This window comes from Falsirhodobacter sp. 20TX0035 (assembly GCF_028307215.1).
Taxonomy (GTDB): domain Bacteria; phylum Pseudomonadota; class Alphaproteobacteria; order Rhodobacterales; family Rhodobacteraceae; genus Falsirhodobacter.
Genome location: NZ_JAQMHV010000024.1, coordinates 1 through 19854, shown reverse-complemented (window position 1 = coordinate 19854; position 19854 = coordinate 1). Strand labels below are relative to the sequence as shown.

17 protein-coding genes and 1 tRNA gene are annotated in these 19854 nt (G+C 63.5%); 7 read left to right on the top strand and 11 right to left on the bottom strand.

Translation table 11 applies throughout. The features are described from left to right. On the bottom strand, positions 1-2071 hold a 2071-nt coding region (locus PIJ50_RS16020; protein ID WP_271976582.1), incomplete at its 3' end, for an AAA family ATPase. Positions 2072-2191: 120 nt separating this feature from the next. On the opposite strand from PIJ50_RS16020, the gene PIJ50_RS16015 reads away from it, so the two are divergent. From PIJ50_RS16015 to PIJ50_RS16005, 3 genes are read left to right on the top strand one after another with little or no spacing between them, the layout of a single operon-like run. Then, entirely contained in the window at positions 2192-2548 is a 357-nt protein-coding gene (locus PIJ50_RS16015; RefSeq protein WP_271976581.1) for a CidA/LrgA family protein, read from the top strand. Further along, complete coding sequence (locus PIJ50_RS16010) at positions 2545-3252, top strand: LrgB family protein (RefSeq protein WP_271976579.1); 708 nt, start codon at positions 2545-2547, stop codon at positions 3250-3252. Before PIJ50_RS16015 ends, PIJ50_RS16010 begins: the two co-directional genes overlap by 4 nt. Then, complete coding sequence (locus PIJ50_RS16005; RefSeq protein WP_271976577.1) at positions 3249-4232, top strand: P1 family peptidase; 984 nt, start codon at positions 3249-3251, stop codon at positions 4230-4232. Before PIJ50_RS16010 ends, PIJ50_RS16005 begins: the two co-directional genes overlap by 4 nt. Here PIJ50_RS16005 and PIJ50_RS16000 read toward each other — a convergent pair whose 3' ends face one another. From PIJ50_RS16000 to PIJ50_RS15980, 5 genes are all read right to left on the bottom strand, one after another. Beyond that, positions 4233-4667, bottom strand: a complete 435-nt coding sequence (locus PIJ50_RS16000; protein ID WP_271976576.1) for a molybdenum cofactor biosynthesis protein MoaE — start codon at positions 4665-4667, stop codon at positions 4233-4235. Continuing rightward, positions 4664-4912 (bottom strand): molybdopterin converting factor subunit 1, encoded by a 249-nt coding sequence (gene moaD, locus PIJ50_RS15995; protein WP_271976575.1) that lies wholly within the window; start codon positions 4910-4912, stop codon positions 4664-4666. Before moaD ends, PIJ50_RS16000 begins: the two co-directional genes overlap by 4 nt. Beyond that, positions 4909-5574 (bottom strand): CDP-diacylglycerol--glycerol-3-phosphate 3-phosphatidyltransferase, encoded by a 666-nt coding sequence (gene pgsA, locus PIJ50_RS15990; protein WP_271976574.1) that lies wholly within the window; start codon positions 5572-5574, stop codon positions 4909-4911. The genes moaD and pgsA overlap by 4 nt, the downstream gene beginning before the upstream one ends. A gap of 75 nt (positions 5575-5649) precedes the next feature. After that, positions 5650-7515, bottom strand: coding sequence for an excinuclease ABC subunit UvrC (uvrC, locus tag PIJ50_RS15985; protein ID WP_271976572.1), 1866 nt, complete (start codon positions 7513-7515; stop codon positions 5650-5652). 348 nt (positions 7516-7863) lie between these two features. Beyond that, complete coding sequence (locus PIJ50_RS15980) at positions 7864-8652, bottom strand: S49 family peptidase (RefSeq protein WP_271976570.1); 789 nt, start codon at positions 8650-8652, stop codon at positions 7864-7866. 103 nt (positions 8653-8755) lie between these two features. Between PIJ50_RS15980 and leuB the strand changes: the two genes are divergently transcribed. From leuB to PIJ50_RS15965, 3 genes are all read left to right on the top strand, one after another. Beyond that, positions 8756-9856, top strand: coding sequence for a 3-isopropylmalate dehydrogenase (leuB, locus tag PIJ50_RS15975; protein WP_271976568.1), 1101 nt, complete (start codon positions 8756-8758; stop codon positions 9854-9856). 103 nt (positions 9857-9959) lie between these two features. Then, a complete protein-coding gene (locus PIJ50_RS15970; protein ID WP_442900755.1) occupies positions 9960-10919 on the top strand; it encodes a DMT family transporter in 960 nt (319 codons plus the stop codon). A gap of 50 nt (positions 10920-10969) precedes the next feature. Continuing rightward, a tRNA-Pro gene (locus tag PIJ50_RS15965) sits at positions 10970-11046 on the top strand. A gap of 266 nt (positions 11047-11312) precedes the next feature. Here the strand turns inward: PIJ50_RS15965 and PIJ50_RS15960 are convergent. The 5 genes from PIJ50_RS15960 to PIJ50_RS15940 form a co-directional block, all read right to left on the bottom strand. Next, positions 11313-12485, bottom strand: coding sequence for a GIY-YIG nuclease family protein (locus PIJ50_RS15960; RefSeq protein ID WP_271976584.1), 1173 nt, complete (start codon positions 12483-12485; stop codon positions 11313-11315). 1 nt (position 12486) lies between these two features. Then, entirely contained in the window at positions 12487-14454 is a 1968-nt protein-coding gene (locus tag PIJ50_RS15955; protein WP_271976566.1) for a DEAD/DEAH box helicase, read from the bottom strand. A 67-nt stretch (positions 14455-14521) separates the two neighbouring features. Continuing rightward, positions 14522-15496 (bottom strand): hypothetical protein, encoded by a 975-nt coding sequence (locus PIJ50_RS15950; RefSeq protein ID WP_271976565.1) that lies wholly within the window; start codon positions 15494-15496, stop codon positions 14522-14524. After that, entirely contained in the window at positions 15493-18240 is a 2748-nt protein-coding gene (locus PIJ50_RS15945; protein WP_271976563.1) for a class I SAM-dependent DNA methyltransferase, read from the bottom strand. The genes PIJ50_RS15950 and PIJ50_RS15945 overlap by 4 nt, the downstream gene beginning before the upstream one ends. Next, positions 18237-18515 carry a HigA family addiction module antitoxin gene (locus PIJ50_RS15940; RefSeq protein ID WP_271976562.1) on the bottom strand — a complete coding sequence of 93 codons (279 nt, stop codon included), beginning with the start codon at positions 18513-18515 and terminating at the stop codon, positions 18237-18239. Before PIJ50_RS15940 ends, PIJ50_RS15945 begins: the two co-directional genes overlap by 4 nt. An 812-nt stretch (positions 18516-19327) precedes the next feature. Between PIJ50_RS15940 and PIJ50_RS15935 the strand changes: the two genes are divergently transcribed. Continuing rightward, positions 19328-19777, top strand: a complete 450-nt coding sequence (locus PIJ50_RS15935) for a hypothetical protein (RefSeq protein ID WP_271976561.1) — start codon at positions 19328-19330, stop codon at positions 19775-19777. The last annotated feature ends 77 nt before the right edge of the window (positions 19778-19854 follow it).

The window sequence follows — 19854 nt, the reverse complement described above, 5'->3', positions numbered from 1 at the left end:
GGTGCCGCGGTCGATCAACCCACCGGCCTGCGGCGCGGCGGGCGTCGCGCGCGGCCTGATCGGCGCGCGTCGCCTCGGCCAGTTGCGCCTGTGCGGTGGCGTGCGTGGCCGCGGCGGCGGCCTGTCGCGCCTCGGTCGCCTCAAGGTCCGCGCGCAGGGCCGACAAGCGGTTCTTCTGCCGCAAGCGCTGCGCGGCGGCCGAGGGCGCATCCTCCGCCCCCGCGCGGAAACCGTCCCAGCGCCACAGGTCCCCCTGCAGGCTGACCAGCCGCTGACCGGGGCGCAGACGGCCTTGCAGGGATGCGCCTTTGTCCGCCCCCACGATCCCGATCCGCCCCAGCCGCCGCGCCAGAACGGGGGGCGCCGTGACCTGCGCCGCCAAGGGCTCCGCCCCATCGGGCACGTCCGGCGCATCATAATCCGGCAGGGCGCACCAGCCCGAGGGACCCTCCGTCTCCTCGGCCCGCAGATCGTCGGCCAAGGCCGCGCCCAGCGCCGCCTCGTAACCCGGCGCGACGGTCAGGCGGTCCAGCAGGGGCTGGCCGCCATCCGCGTCCCGCTCCACCAGCCGGGCGATGGCGGCGACCTCGGCCTTCAAGGCGGCGGCCTCGCTGTCGGCGGCGGAACGCGCGGCGCGGGCGTCGGCCTCTGCGGCCTGCGCCCCGCTGCGGCGATCCTCGGCAAGGCCCAGCGCCTCCTCGGCCACCTCGGCGGCCTCCTGCGCGTCCATCAGCGCCTCCGTCGCGGCGTCCTGCGCTTCGGCCGCCGCCTCCTGCGCCTCGGCGGCGGTGGCGGCGTCGTCTTTGGCACGGGCGGCTTCCCCCTCGGCCCGGGCCAGGGTGGTGCGGGTGTCGGCCAGCAGGCGCTGGGCGGACTGGTGGCGGGCGGCCAAGCGGGCGATCTCCTCGGTCCGTTCGACCTGCTGCGCTTCCCGCTCGGCCAGTGCGGCGGTGGCAAGACGGGCAGCCTCGGCGGCCTCGGCCAACGCGACCTCGTGCCCGTCCTCGGCGGCGTCCAGATCCTCGCTTTCCACCGTCAGGCGCTCCAGCGTGTCGGCGGCGTCGCGGTTCAGCGCGCCTTCCCGGTCGGCGTCGCGGACCAGCTGCTCGATCCGCGCCTGAAGCGTCCGGATCATGTCCGCCGCGCGGCGTTCCTGATCGGCCAGCCCCTCGCGCTGCACCAGCAGGCGTTGCAGCACGGCGGCGGCGATGGCCTCCTCCTCGCGCCGGGGGGCGAGCGCTGCCTCGGCTGCGCCGCGCGCCGCCCCGGCCTCGGCGGCCGCGCGTTCGGCACCGGCGGCGGCGGCCACCCGAAGGCGCAGCGCCGCCTCGGCCGCGCCAAAGGCCGCGTCCGCCTCGTTCCAGCGTTGCCACAAAAGGCCGCCTTCGGCCCGCCGCAGCGCGTCCCCGATCTCGCGGTAGCGCTGGGCCTGCTTGGCCTGCCGGGCGAGGACCGCCAACTGCGCCGCCAGCGCCTCCACCGTGTCGCCCACGCGGGCCAGGTTCGCCTCCGTCGCCGTCAGCCGCAGTTCCGCGTCGTGGCGGCGGGCATACAGGCCCGAGATGCCGGCCGCCTCTTCCAGAATCCGTCGCCGCGCCTTGGGCTTGGCGTTGATCAGTTCGGAAATCTGACCCTGCCGCACCAGCGCGGGGCTGTGCGCCCCGGTGGAGGCGTCGGCGAACAGCATCTGCACGTCGCGCGCCCGCACGTCCTTGCTGTTGGCCTTGTAGGCCGATCCCGCGTCGCGCGTGATGCGGCGGATGATCTCGATCTGGTCGTCGTCGTTGAAGCCGGGCGGCGCGCGGCGGTCCGCGTTATCGAGGATCAGCGCCACCTCGGCGAAGTTGCGCGCCCCGCGCGAGGCGGTGCCCGCAAAGATCACGTCCTCCATCCCGCCGCCGCGCATGGCGGTGGGGCGGTTTTCGCCCATGACCCAGCGCAGCGCTTCCAGAAGGTTCGACTTGCCGCAGCCGTTCGGCCCTACCACCCCCGTCAGGCCCGACTGGATCGTCAGGTCCGTCGGGTCCACAAAGCTCTTGAAGCCGTTCAGGCGCAGGCGGGTGAAGTGCAAAAGGGGTCTCCGGGGTCTTTGCGCCCTGATAGGGGGATCGGCCCCAAAGGTCACGCCCGATGTTGCCGCCTTTCCCCCCTGCCGCCGGCCCCTTACGATGCCCCCGATTCGAGGTGCCTGATGATTCCCACCCTGCTGCTGCTTCTGGGCTGCCAACTGGCCGGAGAGATCCTGTCGCGGGGCCTGCACCTGCCCCTGCCGGGGGCGGTTCTGGGAATGATCCTGATGCTGGGGCTTATGCTGGCCCTGCCCCGCCGCGTGGACGGGATGCGGCCCGTGATCGTGGTGCTGCTGGCCAACCTGTCGCTGATGTACATCCCCGCCGGCACCGGCCTCATCGCCTTTGTGGCCGAGTTGAAGCGCGATGGCCTGGCCCTTGCGGTGCTGCTGGTGGCGTCCACCGCCGCCTCCTTGATCGTGGGGGCCTGGACCTTCGGGGCCGTGGCGCGGCTGACCGGCAACCGGGGCGTGGAATGACCGGGATGTGGGGGGCGCTGGGCCAGCAGCCGCTGCTGTGGATCGCGGCCACGCTGGCGGCCTATGCCGTAGGCGACGGACTGGCCCGGAAGGCCGGGCGGCATCCCCTGGTGAACCCGGTGCTGATCGGCGTCGCCCTGATGATGGGGCTGCTGGTGGCCAGCGGCACGTCTTACGACGTGTATGCAAGCGGGGTGCAGCCCATCCAGTTCCTGCTGGGCCCGGCCACCGTGGCGCTGGCCCTGCCCATTCGCGACAACCTGCACCATGTGCGGCGCGCGGCGCTGCCCCTGCTGGCCGCGCTGGTGGCAGGGTCCGTCACGGCGGCCGTGGTGGCGGTGGGGATAGGCTGGGCCTTCGGGCTGAACGGCGACATCCTCGCCTCGGTCGCGCCGAAGGCGGCGACGGCGCCGGTGGCGATGGGCATCGCCGAAACGCTGGGCGGCATCCCGCCCCTGACGGCGGGGCTTGTCATCCTGACAGGCATGACGGGGGCGATCCTGGTGTCGCCCCTGATGAACGCGCTGCGCATCCGCGACTGGCGGGCGCGCGGCTTTGCGGTGGGCGTTGCCGCGCACGGGATCGGCACGGCGCGCGCCTTGCAGGTGAACCCGCTGGCGGGGGCGTTCGCAGGGTTGGGAATGGGGCTGAACGCGATCCTGACCGCGTTCGTCGCCCCTTGGGCATTGAGGGTGTTCCAATGAAGCAAGGACCGTTGAACCTGATCACCGACGTCGCGGGGCTGCGCGTCGGGCATGCGGGGGATGACCGCCTTCGGTCCGGCACCACCGTGCTGGTGGGGGACGCGCCCTTCACCGCCGCCGTGTCGGTGATGGGCGGCGCCCCCGGCACGCGCGAAACGGACCTGCTGGCCCCCGACCGGCTGGTGCAGCAGGTGGACGCGCTGGTCCTGTCGGGCGGGTCGGCCTTCGGGCTGGACGCCTGTTCGGGGGTGATGGACGGGCTGCGCGCGGCCGGTCGCGGCTTTGCCGTGGGCGAGGCGCGGGTGCCGCTGGTGCCGGGCGCGATCCTGTTCGACCTGCTGAACGGCGGACACAAGGCTTGGACCGACAACCCCTATCGCGCCCTTGGCCGTCAGGCGCTGGAGGCGGCGGCGGCCGAGTTCGACCTTGGCACCGCCGGCGCCGGGATCGGCGCGATGACCGCGCGTTGGAAGGGGGGGATCGGCTCCGCCTCGGCCGTTCTGAAGAATGGGGTGACGGTGGGGGCGCTGGTGGCGGTGAACGCGGTGGGGTCGGTGACCGCGGGCGAAAGCCGCCGCTTCTGGGCCGCCCCGTGGGAGGTGGACGCCGAGTTCGGGTCCGTCGGCCTGCCCTCCGTGCTGGTGGGGGAGGAGGAGCCGCCCCTGACCAAGCGCAAGGGGGAGGCGACGACCATCGCCATCGTGGCCACCGACGCCGCGCTGACGCAGGCGCAGGCCCAGCGCATGGCGGTGGCCGCGCAGGACGGCATCGCCCGCGCCATCGTGCCCGCGCACACCCTGTTCGACGGGGATCTGGTCTTTGCCGCCGCGACGGGCCGGCGCGAGGTCACCGAGGCGGACCAGTTCCTGCTGGGCCATGCCGCCGCCGTGACGCTGTCGCGCGCCATCGCGCGGGCGGTGTACGAGGCGAGCCCGCGTCCCGGCGACCTTCAGCCCGTCTGGCGCGACGGGCTGGCCTGATCACCAGCGGGTCAGCGCATCCTCGTCGCTGGCCTTCGCTTCCACCCACACCTCGCCCTCCGCGCCGATTTCCTTCTTCCAGAAGGGCGCGCGGGATTTCAGATAGTCCATCAGGAACTCGGCCGCCTGGAACGCCCCCGCGCGGTGGCGCGCGGCGGTGGCGACCATCATGATCGGCTCCCCCACCATCAGGCGTCCATGGCGGTGGATCACCAGCGCGCGTTCCAGCGACCAGCGGGCCGTCGCCTCCTGCACGATGGCGGTGATCGCGCGTTCGGTCATGGCGGGGTAATGCTCGATCTCCATCGCGACCATGCGGCCCGCATCGCGGACAAGGCCTGTGAAGCTGACCACGGCCCCCGCCTCCAGCCCTTCGGAGAAGGCATTCAGTTCCGCCCCCATGTCGAAGGCGGCGGTCTGGACCCGGACGGTCATCCGCCGGTCATCGGGGGAAAAAAGGCCACTTCGCGCACACCGGCCAGCGGGGCGTCAAAATCGGCCAGATCCTGATCCACCGCCACCCGCAGGGCGGAGGTGTCGGCAAAGGCCAGCGCATACCGTTCCTCGCGCCCCCGCAGTTCGGCCACCAGATCGGCCACGGTGGCGGCGTCCGTCTGCACCCGCTCCCGCGGCAGGCCGATGCGTTCGCGCACCCAGGCAAAATACAGGATGTCGATCATTTCTCATCCCTCAGGAAGGGAAGCGCCTTGATGAAGTAGTCCATGCCCGTGATCGCCGTCAGGATCGCCGCGATCCAGATCAGCACAAGGCCGATCAGCGTGGCGGTCGTCGCGCAACCCAGAGACCCGCAGGTGCGGATGGCGGGTTCCAGCCCCAAGGTCACGGCTTCGGAATATTCCCCCGCCGTCATGCCCTGAAGGGCGATGCCTTCCAGATATTCCAACCCTGTGCCAAGGAACAGGACGGAGATGGCGACCATCTGCGCCGTGGTCTTCCACTTGGCCAGTTTCGTCACACGCAAAAGCCCGGCGCGGGCGCCGAGGAATTCGCGCAGGCCCGACACGAACACCTCGCGGAACAGGATCACGGTGGTGGGCAGGATCAGCCAGGGGTTCATTCCGGAATAGCCGGTGATGATGACCAGCGCGATCACCACCATGGCCTTGTCGGCGATGGGGTCCATCATGCGGCCGAAGTTCGATTCCTGCTTCCACAGGCGGGCCAGATAGCCGTCGAACCAGTCCGTCACGGCCGCGCCGATGAACAGCGCTAGGGCCAGCCAGTCGGCCCAGGGGCGGTGGAAGTACAGAAACATCAACGCCACACCCGGCGCGGCCAGAAGGCGCAGAACGGTCAGCGTGTTGGGCAGGTTCCAGGTCATGGCGAAGGCTTATCCCGTTTCGCCCACCAAGGGAAAGGGGCGGCTTTGCAACAGATATGTGGCACGCCGTCCCTTTCAGCCCTTGGCATGAAAGAAATCATGGATGTTCTGCGCCATCTGGGCTGAAATGCCGTCCACCGCCTGAAGATCCTGAAGACCGGCCCGCGCCACGGCCTTGGCCGAACCAAAATGGGCCAGAAGCGCGCGCTTGCGGCCCGCGCCCACGCCCGGGATCTCGTCCAGCGGGGTGGCGCTGACGGCCTTGGCGCGTTTCGTGCGGTGGGCGCCGATGGCCCAGCGGTGCGCCTCGTCCCGCAGGCGCTGGACGAAATACAGGACCGGGTCGTTGCGCTGCAGCGCAAAGGGGCGCTGGCCGATGCGGTGGAACTCCTCTTTCCCGGCATCGCGGTCGATGCCCTTGGCGACGCCGACCATGTGAATGTCGTCCACGCCCAAGCCCGCCATCACCTCGTGCACCGCGCTGACCTGCCCCGCGCCGCCGTCGATCAGCAGCAGGTCGGGCCATGCCTCCGACTGGCGGTCCGGGTCTTCCTTCAGCAGGCGCTCGAAACGTCGGGTCAGAACCTCGCGCATCATGCCGAAGTCGTCGCTGTTGGCGCCGGCCGCGCTGCGGATGTTGAACTTGCGATACTGGCTTTTCAGGAACCCTTCCGGCCCCGCCACGATCATGCCGCCCACCGCGTCGCTGCCCTGGATGTGGGAGTTGTCGTAGACCTCGATCCGCTGGGGGGCGCCGTCCAGCCCGAAGGCTTCGGCTAGACCGTCCAGAAGCTTCGTCTGCGTGGCGCTTTCGGACATGCGGCGGGCCAGGCTTTCGCGGGCGTTGCGGGCGGCGTTCTCCACCAGCTCGGCCTTTTCGCCCCGCTGGGGCACGCCGACGACCACCTTGCGGCCCGCGCGTTCCGACAGCACCGCCTGCACCAGGTCGGGGTTGTCGACCTGCGTGTTCAGAAGCACCATCCGCGGCGGTTCCTTATCATCATAGAACTGCGTCAGGAACGCCTCGAGGATCTCCGGCGCCTCGGCCCCCGCCCCGGTCTTGGGATAGAAGTCGCGGTTGCCCCAGCTTTGGTTGGCGCGGATGAAGAAGACCTGCACGCAGGCCTGACCGCCTTCCATGTGCAGGGCGATCACGTCGGCCTCGGCCACGCCCTTGGGGTTGATGGACTGTCCCTGCTGCACCTGCGTCAGCGCCTTGATGCGGTCGCGCAGGGCGGCAGCACGCTCGAACTCCATGTTCTCGGACGCGGCGGCCATGTCGCGGGCCAGATCGGCCTGCACGCGGGTGGAGCGGCCCTTCAGGAACTGTTCGGCGTCGGCGATCAGGCCGTTGTATTCTTCGGCGCTGACCTTGCCGACACAGGGGGCGGAGCAGCGCTTGATCTGGTGCAGAAGGCAGGGGCGCGTCCGGCTTTCGAACACCGGGTCCGAACAGGTGCGCAGCAGGAACACCCGCTGCAGCTGGTTCAGCGTGCGGTTCACCGCCCCCGCGCTGGCGAAGGGGCCGAAATAGCTGCCATCCTTGCCCCGCTTGCCGCGATGCTTGCGGATCATCGGGAAGGCGTGGTCCTTGGCGATCAGGATGTCGGGGAAGGACTTGTCGTCGCGCAGAAGCACGTTGTAGCGCGGCTTCAGCTGCTTGATGAGGTTCTGCTCCAAGAGCAGGGCTTCCGTCTCAGTCCGCGTGGTCAGGAACATCATGGAGGCGGTTTCGCGGATCATCCGCGCGATGCGCCCCGAATGGCCGGAAGGGCGGGCATAGTTCGACACCCGCGCCCGCAGGTTGCGCGCCTTGCCGACGTAAAGGACCTGACTTTGCGCGTCCAGCATCCGGTAGACGCCGGGCGAGGCGTCCAGCGTCTTCAGATAGCCCTGAATGACCTGATGGCCGGTGGGCAGGATGTCGGCGCTGTCGGTCACGGCTGATTCCCGGGGCGGCTGCAATGGGTGCGGGGGGTGGGCAAGAGGAAAGGCATCCACCGAACCTGTGGATAAGGCTGGGCACAAGCGGCGGGAACGGCGGATTTTCCCTTGTTTTGCAGGAGGCCCGTCAGATTGCCCGTTTTTTCAGCACATTTCCAAGTCATTGATTTCGCATGAAACATTGTCTTTTCAAAGACAAAGTCCCTGATTTTCCTAGGGTTATACGCGCTTAGGTAACAGCCACGCGACAAGGTGGACAAGTGTTAACGCTTGCGCCGAAGCATCCCCAGGAAGCCCAGGATGACAACGACCGCAAGGAACAGGATGGCGATCTTGACCAGCATCCTACAACCCCAACCTTGCCCAGGCGCTCCGGTCCTCGACCGCTCCGAACGCGGCCTGCGCTGCCCGGAAGCCGAACCGTGCCAGAAGCCCGCGCTTGGGGGCGTGTGGGACAAGACGCACATCCTTGCCGTAAAGTTCCTTCATTTTCGGCACAAGATGCCCGACCCCGTCGGCCAGCCCCAGATCGACCGCCTGACGACCCACCCAGATGTCGGCGTTGAACAGGTCCGCCTCGGCCAGCTTCGCACCGCGCCGGGCCTTCACATGCGCGATGAAGGCGTCGTGGATCGGGGCCTGGATCGCCTTCAGGCGGGCCACGTCCTCGGGCTTTTCCGGCAGGAAGGGATCGGCCAGCGACTTCGACCGCCCGGCCGTGTGAACCCGGCGTTCGATCCCGTGGCGGGCCAGAAATTCGGGGAACCCGAAGCCCGAGGAGATCACGCCGATGGACCCCACGATCGAGCTGGGATCGACCCAGATGTCATCTCCCGCGCAGGCGAGCCAGTAGCCCCCCGAAGCGGCCGCATCCTCGATGAACACGTGGACGCGGATGTTCTTTTCATCCGCCAGCCGCCGGATGCGCGCGGCGATCAGGCTGGACTGCGCCGGCGATCCACCGGGAGAGTTCACGACCACCGCCACCGCCGCGGGCTTGCCGCGCCCGAACGCGCGTTCGATCAGCGGCGCCATAGACGCGTCCGACATCGCGCGGGAGGAGATGACGCCCTGCAGCCGGATCACCGGAACGAAGGGGCCTTTGTTCAGAAAGGGGGGGATGAAGCGCTTCATGGAAGGAAGATAGAGGCGATCCCGCCCCCGAACAAGGCCCGCGCTTGACCCCCTTCGCCCCCGGCGATAGGCCAGAGGCCACCACGGAAAACAGGAGGTGTCCTTGGCCAATCCTTCCCTTCTTATCCTGCCGGGCGACGGCATCGGGCCCGAAGTCATGGCCGAGGTCCGCAAGGTCATCGGCTGGCTGGGCACGCAGGGCGTGTTCTTCGACGTGGAGGAGGGGCTGATCGGCGGGGCCTCCTATGACGTGCACGGGGTGCCGCTGTCGGACGGGACGCTGGAACGCGCGCAGGCGGTGGACGCCGTGCTGCTGGGCGCTGTCGGCGCGCCGAAATACGCGGGTGTCGATTACGCCCTGCGCCCCGAGGCGGGCCTTCTGAAGATCCGCAAGGAGATGGACCTTTACGCCAACCTGCGCCCCGCGCAGTGCTTCGAGGCGCTGGCCGATTTCTCCTCGCTCAAGCGCGAGGTGGTGTCGGGGCTGGACATCATGATCGTGCGCGAGCTGACCTCCGGCATCTATTTCGGCGAACCGCGCGGCATCCAGGACGACAACCAAGGCGGCCGGGTGGGCATCAACACCCAGCGCTACACCACCGCCGAGATCCGGCGCGTGGCGCGTTCGGCGTTCGAGATGGCGCGCCGCCGGAACAACCGCGTCTGTTCGATGGAAAAGTCGAACGTGATGGAATCGGGCATCCTGTGGCGCGAGGAGGTGCAGTGGGTGCACGACCACGAATACCCGGACGTGGAGCTGTCGCACATGTACGCCGACAACGGCGCGATGCAGCTGGTGCGCAACCCGCGCCAGTTCGACGTGATCGTGACCGACAACCTGTTCGGCGACCTTCTGTCGGACGCGGCGGCGATGCTGACCGGATCGCTGGGCATGCTGCCCTCGGCCAGCCTGGGCGCGCCGATGGCCAACGGACGGCCAAAGGCGCTGTACGAACCCGTGCACGGATCGGCCCCGGACATCGCGGGTCAGGGCAAGGCCAACCCGATCGCCACGATCCTGAGCTTTGCGATGGCGCTGCGCTATTCCTTCGATCTGGGCGATCACGCCACGCGGCTGGAACAGGCCGTGGAACGCGTGCTGGCCGACGGGCACCGCACCGCCGACCTGATGGGCGTCGAGGGCGGCACGCCCCTCAGCACGTCGCAGATGGGCGACGCCATCGTGGCGGCCCTGGCACGGTAACGCCGTTCCGTGTGCTGGCGCCGGTCGAACATCCGTGATCGGCGCCGGGGTTGTCTTCGGCCCATCCCGGGTCAGGTTGGGGCCGAAGCACCAGCACACGAAGATGATGGACGGAAAAAACAACCTCCGCGCCGCCCTGACGGCTTTGACCGCGTTCCTGATCTATTCCACCCATGACACGGTGGTGAAGGTTCTGGGCGGCACCTACCACCCGATGCAGATCGTGTTCTTCTCGGTCTGTTTCGCGATGCCGCTGGTCACGGTCATGCTGATGCGGGACCGGACGGACGGCAACCTGATCCCCCGGCATCCGTGGTGGACGCTGCTGCGGACCTTCTCCTCGGTCGTGGCGGGGGTGTCGGCCTTTTACGCCTTCACCGTCCTGCCGCTGGCGCAGACCTATGCCATTCTGTTCGCGACGCCGCTGCTGATCACGCTTCTGGCCATTCCCATCCTTGGCGAACGCGTGGGCCCGCATCGGGGCGGCGCCATCGCCGTGGGCCTTCTGGGCGTGATGATCGTGATCCGCCCGGGGGCGGAGCCTTTGACGATGGGCCATCTCGCGGCCCTTGCCTCGGCCGTGTTCGGATCGCTGGGGGCCATCATCGTGCGCAAGATCGGGCGGGAGGAGCGGAGCGTGGTGCTGCTTCTGTATCCCATGATGGCCAATTTCATCGTGATGGGCTGCGCCCTGCCTTTCGTCTACAAGCCCATGCCGGTGGAACATCTGGGCCTTCTGGGCCTGATGGCGGCCTTGTCCTTCGCGGGCATGCTGCTGACCATCTCCGCCTATCGCCTCGGCGAGGCAGTGATCGTGGCACCCATGCAATACAGCCAGATCATCTGGGCCACGCTGTTCGGCTTACTGATCTTCGGCGAGACGCTGAGGATGAACACGCTGCTGGGCGCCACGGCCATCGTGCTGTCCGGCCTCTACATCGTGCTGCGCGAGGATCGCGGCCCATCTACCGAAAAGCCCGTCACCCGGTCACGCTGGCGCGCCGAGGTGTCGATGCCCCGGGTGGGTCCGATGATGCGCTGGCAAAAACAGATGAAACGCTGAGATTGCCCCCTTGCAATGCCCACAGGAAGCGGATACCCCACGCCCACGGTCGGAGCGTAGCGCAGCCTGGTAGCGCACCTGCTTCGGGAGCAGGGGGTCGGAGGTTCGAATCCTCTCGCTCCGACCAGTAGGTTTATGATAAGAGGCAGATAGTTCTGCCTCTTCGGTCAGATGGCTTGCCTTTCGACCGCTTTTTAAGACAGTATATGAATATCAAGTGCGAGCATCGTGCCGAGGCCGTTGCCTTCAAGGGTGCGGAGCGTCGAGCGCGACGCGCATTATCTTGCGTATTCAATACCTAACCTGTTCGTCACGCACCAATTTTCGAAAAACACTGTTGGATGCATAAACCTGCCACGGCAAACACACGTTCCGCCGTCCCCTTTGTCCCCGCTACCGGGGAACAAGCTTGGCCTCTTCAGGGTAATATCGAAACTTGGTGATCGTGCCGTCCTTGATCTTCTGAACAGCCTCGTCGATGACGAAGAGCGGCACCAAGAACCACTCTCGGGGCGTTACTGGACGGCCAAACCGATCCGGAATTTCGATGTCGAGCTGAGCATTCCCAAAAATCCGGTGAATCAGGTTTTCAAGTCGGGTCTGGTTGATGTTGTAGAGCTCATAGGTTGCTATAACCTCGACCGGCGCCATCAGAAAGGTCGGTTGAAGATGCGCACCGGCAATCCGCTTCTCGACGCTCAAGGTGGTCACGCCGATCTTGTGCACCAAATCCCGATTCTTAGACACCACTGGATGGTCTGACTTGCTGCGCAGGACGTAGATTGTCCCCGTGGTGCTATCGCCCTCTTCAGGCGCGTCCGCGAACAACGGCCCCGCGATGGACTCGGTGATTCTCCGACCGGACTCATCTTTGTTCAAAGCTCGCTGAAGCGAACGCATCAGCATTCTGCTTTCTGTGCCGTTGTCGAAAATCACGCGCAGACGGGCATCTGTCCGACCTTGATCGGTAAGGGTCTCCTCGCCCATCTCCGCGACATAGGCCTTTTGCCCCCCCACGATGAAGAAACGACCCTTCTGGATCTCGGCCTTCAGCTCGAAGGGGCGGGTTTCGCGCTGCCCGGAATCCAGTTCACGCTGTACCTTCTCGAACAGCGGTTGAAAGGTCTCGAAATCCTCACACCGCTGACGGTTTGCGATGTCCTCCGCCTCCTTGCGTTCGGCGTTCGAACGGACATGCTTCAGTTCGGTGATATGGGAGGCTTCGACCTCGACGCCGAGCGCGGCGAGCAACGCATCATCATCCAGATCGTCGGCAACAGGCGTCACCTCGGCTCCGGAAAGCGAGCCCTCAGTATCGAGGTCGCCAAGAAGGTCAGCGGCTTCCGGCAGCTCCCGCAGCCGTTGAAGGCGCACGGCATAAAGCCGTTCGAAAATATCACCGTCCTCGGAATGCTGAGGCAGGCGTCCATGCTCGGCGACGAATTTCTGGATGTCCTCGAAGCCCGCGATGATCCGTTCCTCGCGGGGCGTCCGCGTGACCTGCTTCTTCTTCTCGACCTCAATCCCCAGCTCGGACAGCAGGGCATCGTCATCATCGGTGAACATGTTAGCCAATCATCGCCTCCTGCTTCATGCGCGTAAGGAAGGCCACGCCTTCGGCCATGCGTTTCTCCCAGGCATCTGTGGAGGTCAATGACGGCAGCCGCCCGCGCTCCTGTTTGAACTTCACAGCACGCTTGGCGAGGTCTCGGGCTTCCTCCGGGGACAGCTTGATCTTCTTGGCCTCGATCACCGCGGCCACCTCTTTCAGGCTCTGCTCGCTCATGGTCTTGGCGAGGATCGCATAAGCTTCGCTGAACGGGTTGATCCGGTCGATCAGGTCGATGTCCAGCTCCTTGACGCTCATGGCGAACTGGCGAACCCCATCGACAAAGGCGGTGTTGGACGGCGCATCGGTGCCATCCCCCGACAGCGTCTTCTTGGCCTGCTGCGTGAAATTCATCGCGGCAATGGCGTGTTGCCGCACGGCCTCCTGATCGACCTCGTCCAGTTCAGGATACTTGTCGCGAACGATCTTACCCATTTTCACCTGGGTCAGCTCTTCCGGCACCATTTCTTCATCAAACAGCCCGCGCTCGATCGCGTTTTTGTCTTGCAGGAAAGTCGTAATGACCTCGTTCAGGTCGTTCTCACAGATGCGGTTGGCTTCCGGGCTCTTAGGCTGGGTCAGGCCCTTGATCTCGATCTGAAACGTGCCCTTCTCTTCGTTGAAACCCACATTGCACTTGCTGTCGTCATACCCGTTCTCGCCATAATCGACTCCGTCCTGCGCTGTGCTGGCGGGGGTCTTCGGTTTGAACTCGAACTTGGGGGTCAACACCTGTTCCATCAGCAAGCTCGCCGCGATGGCTTTCAGCGTGTCGTTGACGGCTTCGCGTACCGCTTCCTCCGAAGCATCCGGTTCGGCAATCAGGTTGGTGAAACGCGCGCGGATCTTACCCTTCGCGTCTCGCGTAGCCCGTCCGATGATCTGCACGATCTCCGTCAGGCTCGACCGATAGCCCACGGTCAGAGCGTGCTCACACCAGATCCAGTCGAAGCCTTCCTTCGCCATCCCGAGCGCGATGATGATGTCCACATGATCGCGATTGTTCTTCTGGCTCGGGTCTTTGAGCGAGGCGGAAACCTTGTCCCGCTTGGCCGGATCATCGTCTACCAGGTCAGCGATCCGCAGCACCTTGCCATCGGGACGCTTCACCAGCTGGAAGCCCGTCGCCGGATCAGTGCCCTGCCAATCGCCCAAGGCGTCGATGATGTGCTCGACCTCCCGATGCTTGTCCTTCGTGCTTTCGCGCGAATTGACGTTCGGGATGTGCAGGATCGTCTTCTCGGTCGGGTCCAGCACCTTCAGCAGTTCGTCGGCATAGGAACCACTGTAGAAAAAATACCCGATATCGAGCGTCTTCAGGTAGGTGTAGCCACTAAGCTGTTCGTAGTAGGTATATTTGACGGTATCGAACCGCGCCTCGTCCTCGGGCGACAGAACGGCCTCGGTGTCACCACGGAAATACGAACCAGTCATGGCGACCACATGCGCCTTGTCACGGGCGATCAGGGTGCCGAGATGTGCGCCCAGCTTGTTGTCGGGGTTGGCCGAGACATGGTGAAACTCGTCCACCGCGATCAGCCGGTCATCAAAGGCCTCGATCCCGAACTTGTCGACGGCGAAGCGGAAGGTCGCGTGGGTGCAGACGAGGATCTGGTCGTCGCCTTCCAAGAACTTGCCGACCGCACCGACCTTGCCGCTGTCGCCACCCGGTGAATTGCAGAGGTTCCAGCGCGGCGCGACGGTCCAGTCGGCCCAGAAGCCGAACTTCGACAGCGGCTCATCGGCAAAGCTCGACCCGATCGACTTCTCCGGCACCACGATGATGGCCTGCTTCAGACCCTGATTGTGCAGCTTATCGAGCGCGATGAACATCAGCGCCCGGCTCTTCCCCGAGGCGGGCGGCGATTTGATCAGAAGGTATTGTTCCCCCCGTTTTTCATAGGCGCGCTCTTGCATGGTGCGCATCCCAAGCTCGTTTGACTTGGTGGAGCTGCCATTGGCCGGATAGGACACGGAAACGGAGGGAACGAATTTAGTAGACAATGGAAAAGTCCTCAACTCTCTTTATCCCGGCAGCCCAGGCCGCATCGATCACGTCCTGCGATGCCAGATAGAATTCGCCGCCCAGCCACTCCGCTTTGGCGGCCATGACCTGCTTCATGCCTTCCTCGCCTCGCAACCCCAACTTCGACGATGCGTAAGGAGCGCGACCGTCCAAAGAGTTAGATCGGTGGATAGACCACTTGAATGCACAGGCCGGTAAGGCCGCATTGAAAGCATCCATACGGGTGGAAGGACTGACGGACATGCCCACCTTAACGACTTTACGGCCCAAGGCAGGTCGGCCTAGAAAAGCATCTAGGTCTCCATTGAGCTGAAGGATGTAATTCTCCTTTGGGCCTTCGGCTTCCTTAACCGTATAACCCGTCTGCGAAACAGGACCGGGCTTGCTCGAACGCAGTAGCTCTTCGCCGTTGACGGGAACCGCAGCATCAATGCTACGCTCCCCGAAAACGCTCGTTTCGATCAGCGTGAGGTCGAGGATTTTAATGGCCTCTGCTGGCGTCAGGCGCTTGCCCTGCGACCCTATGAACTGCGCCGCATCCGTCGAGTAGCTTTCGTTCGCGAAATTGTCGATGAGTTCATAGGACTCGGGAACCACCTTCCAGGCACGCGTTGCTTTGACGCCCAAGTCCCATTTTCCCTTGGTTACCGCATCTGCTTCTTTTGCGGCCCAGACGGCTGGGTCCATGAACGCTTGCGCCGAATTAACACGGTGCGACACCTGTTGGATGCCGATGACTTGGCCCTGTTGGTTAGCGGGCGCCTTGCTCTTGTGGCCGTAGATCACCACTAGCACGCCCGGTTGAGTGTTCTTGATAAAATGGTCCCGCTGCCCCTTGGTGGAAAAGCCGAGATAACCCCACTGAGCCGGGTTGAACCCGTAAAAGCTGGTCAGCCAGACATTTGGAGGATCAGCGGTGATCGCTTCGTAAGGCGTCATCATGCAGACACCTTCGTCGTCATCTTGGTGTACATGTCGAAGAGCTTTTCGAGGCGTTCGGTGTCGTTCTTGAAGCGGCGGCCGATGTAGATGCGTTCCAGGGTCTCATCGTTGCGGTCATGGGCCGCGCGGAGGTTGGCTGGCATCTTCTCGGGGTCGTAGAGGTCCGCGATGGTGGCGGGGAAATGCGCCTCGCGCGCCAGAAGGATATCTTCGGCGCAGTGGGTCAGGTCTTCACGGTTCTTCTCGGTCAGCTTGGGGACGGGGAACGTGTTCCACCCGAGGGTGTTGGAATAGCTGAAATCGGTCCTCATGCGCACGCAGACCGTGCCGATCCAGACCCAGTGAAGGCGCGAAGCGATAAGCGCCATGTTCCACAGAGGAGCGTCGTAGAGAGCGAAAACCTTGTCAGACATGATCGCCCCTGGTTCCATCAACGAGCATGGAAGAAAGGCGCGATTTTCGGAGCTAACCCGGGGAACCACAATTAGGATTTCTTCTCCAGTTTGGCGCACCTGTTGAAAAGCGTGAGGCCAAGCGGCGGAATCACGAGTCATTTTCTTAGGGCTTCTTAACCGTTCTTCACGGACGAGCGAAATGCGCGCTGCAACGGCCGGAAGGTTTTCCGCCCGTTTGCGTGTCTCGTCAGTAATCCATAAGCAGTATCGCAATTTTCCATTGATCGCTTCTTGGGAGCCGACATACTTTCGCACAAGCTGAGCGTTGTCCTCTTCCGTTAGGTTAAGTGTCGCCACTTCGTCGGGCTCAAGTAACAGATGACCTCCGTCAACAGGCTTATTGCCGTTGTCCATCTTACCCATGCCGCCCAAGACTTTGTCACTCGGATTCACGATGACATTTGCACCACCTACGAGATAGGCGTTGATTTCGTCGACTTCTTTCAAAATATTCTCACCCTCATCTGAGAGCGAACAGAGTAGTTTCTTATCCCGGGGAATATTCGTAATGGCAACGATTGCGACAGTTACACCTGCGTTATGGCTTGCGAGGTTTGCCCATTTAAAACTGGTATGAGCGAAAGCGATCTTGTGCCCTGTCTTGAAGATCAACGGCCACAGCGTTGAAACTTGCTGCCCTTGGCAGATGGAATTTGTGGAGACGAAGGCCGATACCGTGGGTGTATGTATCCCATAGTCGGCGGCCTTCATAAACCAGCCTGCGACGTAGTCGAGCGACTTCCACGTAGTTGTGCGGCCACCAAAAATCCGCCCTAAATCCTCTTTCTGTTCTGTGCTTTGCCACGTCGAGCCTAGATACGGCGGATTACCACAGATGTAGGTCTCACCCCCCTCGTTTTCGAAGTCAATTTTCGCCTGATCAAACGGCGTCTGAAACAGATCATCCGCTTTCACCTTTACCCCTGTTCCAGTCGGCGGGCAGAGCGACAGCCAGTCCAGCCGCAGAGCATTGCCGCAAGTGATCCAGTTCTGACTGTCCAGCGGCAAGAACTCTGCCAGCGCTTCTTTCTGTCCGCGATAAGTCACGTCGCATTGATATTCCGCGATGATCAGCGCCAGCCGGGCGATCTCGGCCGAGAAATCCCGGATCTCGATACCGCGGAAATTGGTCAGCGGGATGTCCGTCTTGCGATCGGTCTCACCCCTGCGGCGGTTAATCTCGGCCTCGATCGAGCGGAGTTGCTTGTAGGCGATAACAAGGAAGTTGCCCGACCCACAGGCCGGATCGAACACGCGAATCTTGGCGATGCGACCCCGCAGGTTCAGTAGTTTGCGGGCATTGTCGCCTGCCTCCTCTAGCGCCGCGTTCAGGTCATCTAGGAAAAGCGGGTTCAGCACCTTCAGGATGTTCGGCACGGAGGTGTAGTGCATCCCAAGGACAGAGCGTTCGCCCTCATCCGCCACCGCCTGAATCATCGAGCCGAAGATGTCAGGGTTGATCTTGGTCCAGTCCAGCCCGCCTATATGGCTGAGATAGCGCTGCGCGATCTTGGAGAAGCGCGGCACTTCAGTCGAGCCGGAGAACAGACCGCCGTTCACATAGGGGAAGGCATCGGCCCAGCGGGGCAAGTTGGCGCTAGCGCGGTCCGCCAACGGCACGTTCATCGCGCGGAAAATCTCGCTGATGACCTCATGCGTATTATCGTAGCGGTTCGACATGCGATCAATCGTGCCGGTAAACAGGTCTTCGGTAGTGAAGATGTCGGTATCTTCCGCAAAGAAGCAAAAAATCAGCCGCGCCATGAAATGATTCATGTCATGCCGACGCTCGGCCTTACCCCAAGCGGGATTGTCCTTCAGAAGCTCCACATAGAGGCGGTTCAAGCGGCCAGTCGCCTTGATGTCGAAGGCGCTTTCTTTGATCTGCTTGACGGTCGAGATGCCAGCGAGGGGAAGGAAGACACCAAAGCTGTTGGGGAAGTCCTTGTAGGCGCAGGCCACAGTGTCGCCGCCGATCAGATCCTCGGCCTCGAAGGTCTGACCGTCCGTGGCGAGAATAAACTTGGCCTTGTGTTTGGTCGTGGCCGGGCTGTCCTTCAGCGCGGCGAGGGTCTGGGAGACCTCACCCGGTGCGCAGGTTGCCATGTGAATGTTGTTGCGTTGCAAAACCCCGCCTAGGTCCGACTTGTTGGTGTCGCCCTTGCGCAGCTTCTTGATCTCGGTCTCTTTGCGGCCAAAGGCCTCAAGGAAGGCATAGGGAAATGCCGCCGCATCAAAGGGGGCCTCGGCGAGATCGGAAATGGCCTGCTCGATTTCAACGGGGTTCATGGGGTCTGCCTCGTAAATGGCTGGACTTCGATCTCATGGGCACGCGCCATGACCGTCTCCAACTCGTGGTTCATTTGTCGCTCCATCCAGGAGCGGGCGGAGGTGCCGAACGCCTTCTCAAGGCGCAGCGCCATCTCTGGCGAGATGCCAGATCGCCCGTTCAGGAGGTTGCTGAGGGTCTGACGATTGCAGCCGAGCACCTGCGCGGCGTCGGTGACGGACAGGCCGTTGGGATCAAGGCATTCTTGGCGAACAAGGATTCCAAGATGGGTCACGTCAGCTCCTACAGTTGGCGCGACTGTAGGGTGACAATTGACGGTTATCAATGGGAGGAAATAGACCAAAAAATCAGGTTAGTGATAGTAGTTCGAGCTATGTCTCGGCGATCCAACAAGAAAATCAGCTTAGCGCATGTTGCCCCTGAAGGAGGAACCTTCTAGCTTGCGCGAATGCAAACCTAGCATGGTTCGCAGAATGCATTCGTTTTCAATCAGCGCGCTTGGGGTTTGCCAGTGGCACGGATCAACCTGAAAAATTTTATCGCCCAACATTATAAAGGCGGCGTTACCGCAAGGGACGTCATCCGGGAAGCCGTTACAAACTCAATTCACGCCCAAGCAACAAATATCAGGGTCGACTTACGCTTTTCCGACAAACAAGGTGAAATGTTCTCTCAGACGTCCGAGCGTGTTGTACTTGAAGGAATATCTATCGAAGACTTCCATTTACCCCCTCAATGCTTCCATTTGCGTCAGCTAAAGTCTCCACTCTCTCGCAGAGGGGTGTGGCGGCATTGAGCTGATTGGGCTTCGTGTACTCTCGCTAGGCCTTGCAGCAACCGTCGGGGCGCGGTGCGGGGGCTGGCTCGAATATGCGTTGGCTGCGGCCAAGGAGGACAGCGCCAACGCGTGCTGATCCCGGGTGGTGCCTTCTCGCACAGTGAGTGCCGGCGAAGACGCTCAGAGCCCTAAGCTGACCTTCCAGCAGCGCAGCTTCAACGATAGACAGGCACGGGAAGCAGGGTCCCATATAGCGCCAGAACTCGACTGCCCAAGCTTGCCGCGTTGAAGAAATGTGAGTTTGAAAGATGGCACTACCCTTCACGCACGGCGTGTTCGCGTTGCACCAGCGACCTATGTTGCTTGTTTTAGTGAGCGTCATCGTCACGTGCTTTGTCTTGAACCTGTCGACGACGGTCCGGAATATGATCAGTCCCACATTCGACGGAGTAAGCATATCCATCGAGAGGTCATGCGCTGAAGATGGAGACAAATGCCTCTACATCCGGAAAGAGGTGACGCTGGGTGTCGATTACACGACGACGATGTCCATTCATTTGAGCCGCAGATCGGCTGTCGAGGCGAACTACAGCGCAACCCGCATCGAATGCTCCCCTGAAACGATGGTCAGATTGACATGGGACGAAGGAGTGCCGGACGTGAGTTATCTCGATGGCTCTTGCACGGCCCGTGGAGAAGGTGCCTTTCAGATGAAGAAAATGTTCGACTCCCAATCGATGATCTCGATCATGCGTTGATTGAATAGCCCCGAGTTTCTTAGACGCCTTCACGTCTCATCATTTGCTGCCGCTCGAACTCGGCGGGCGACAGCATC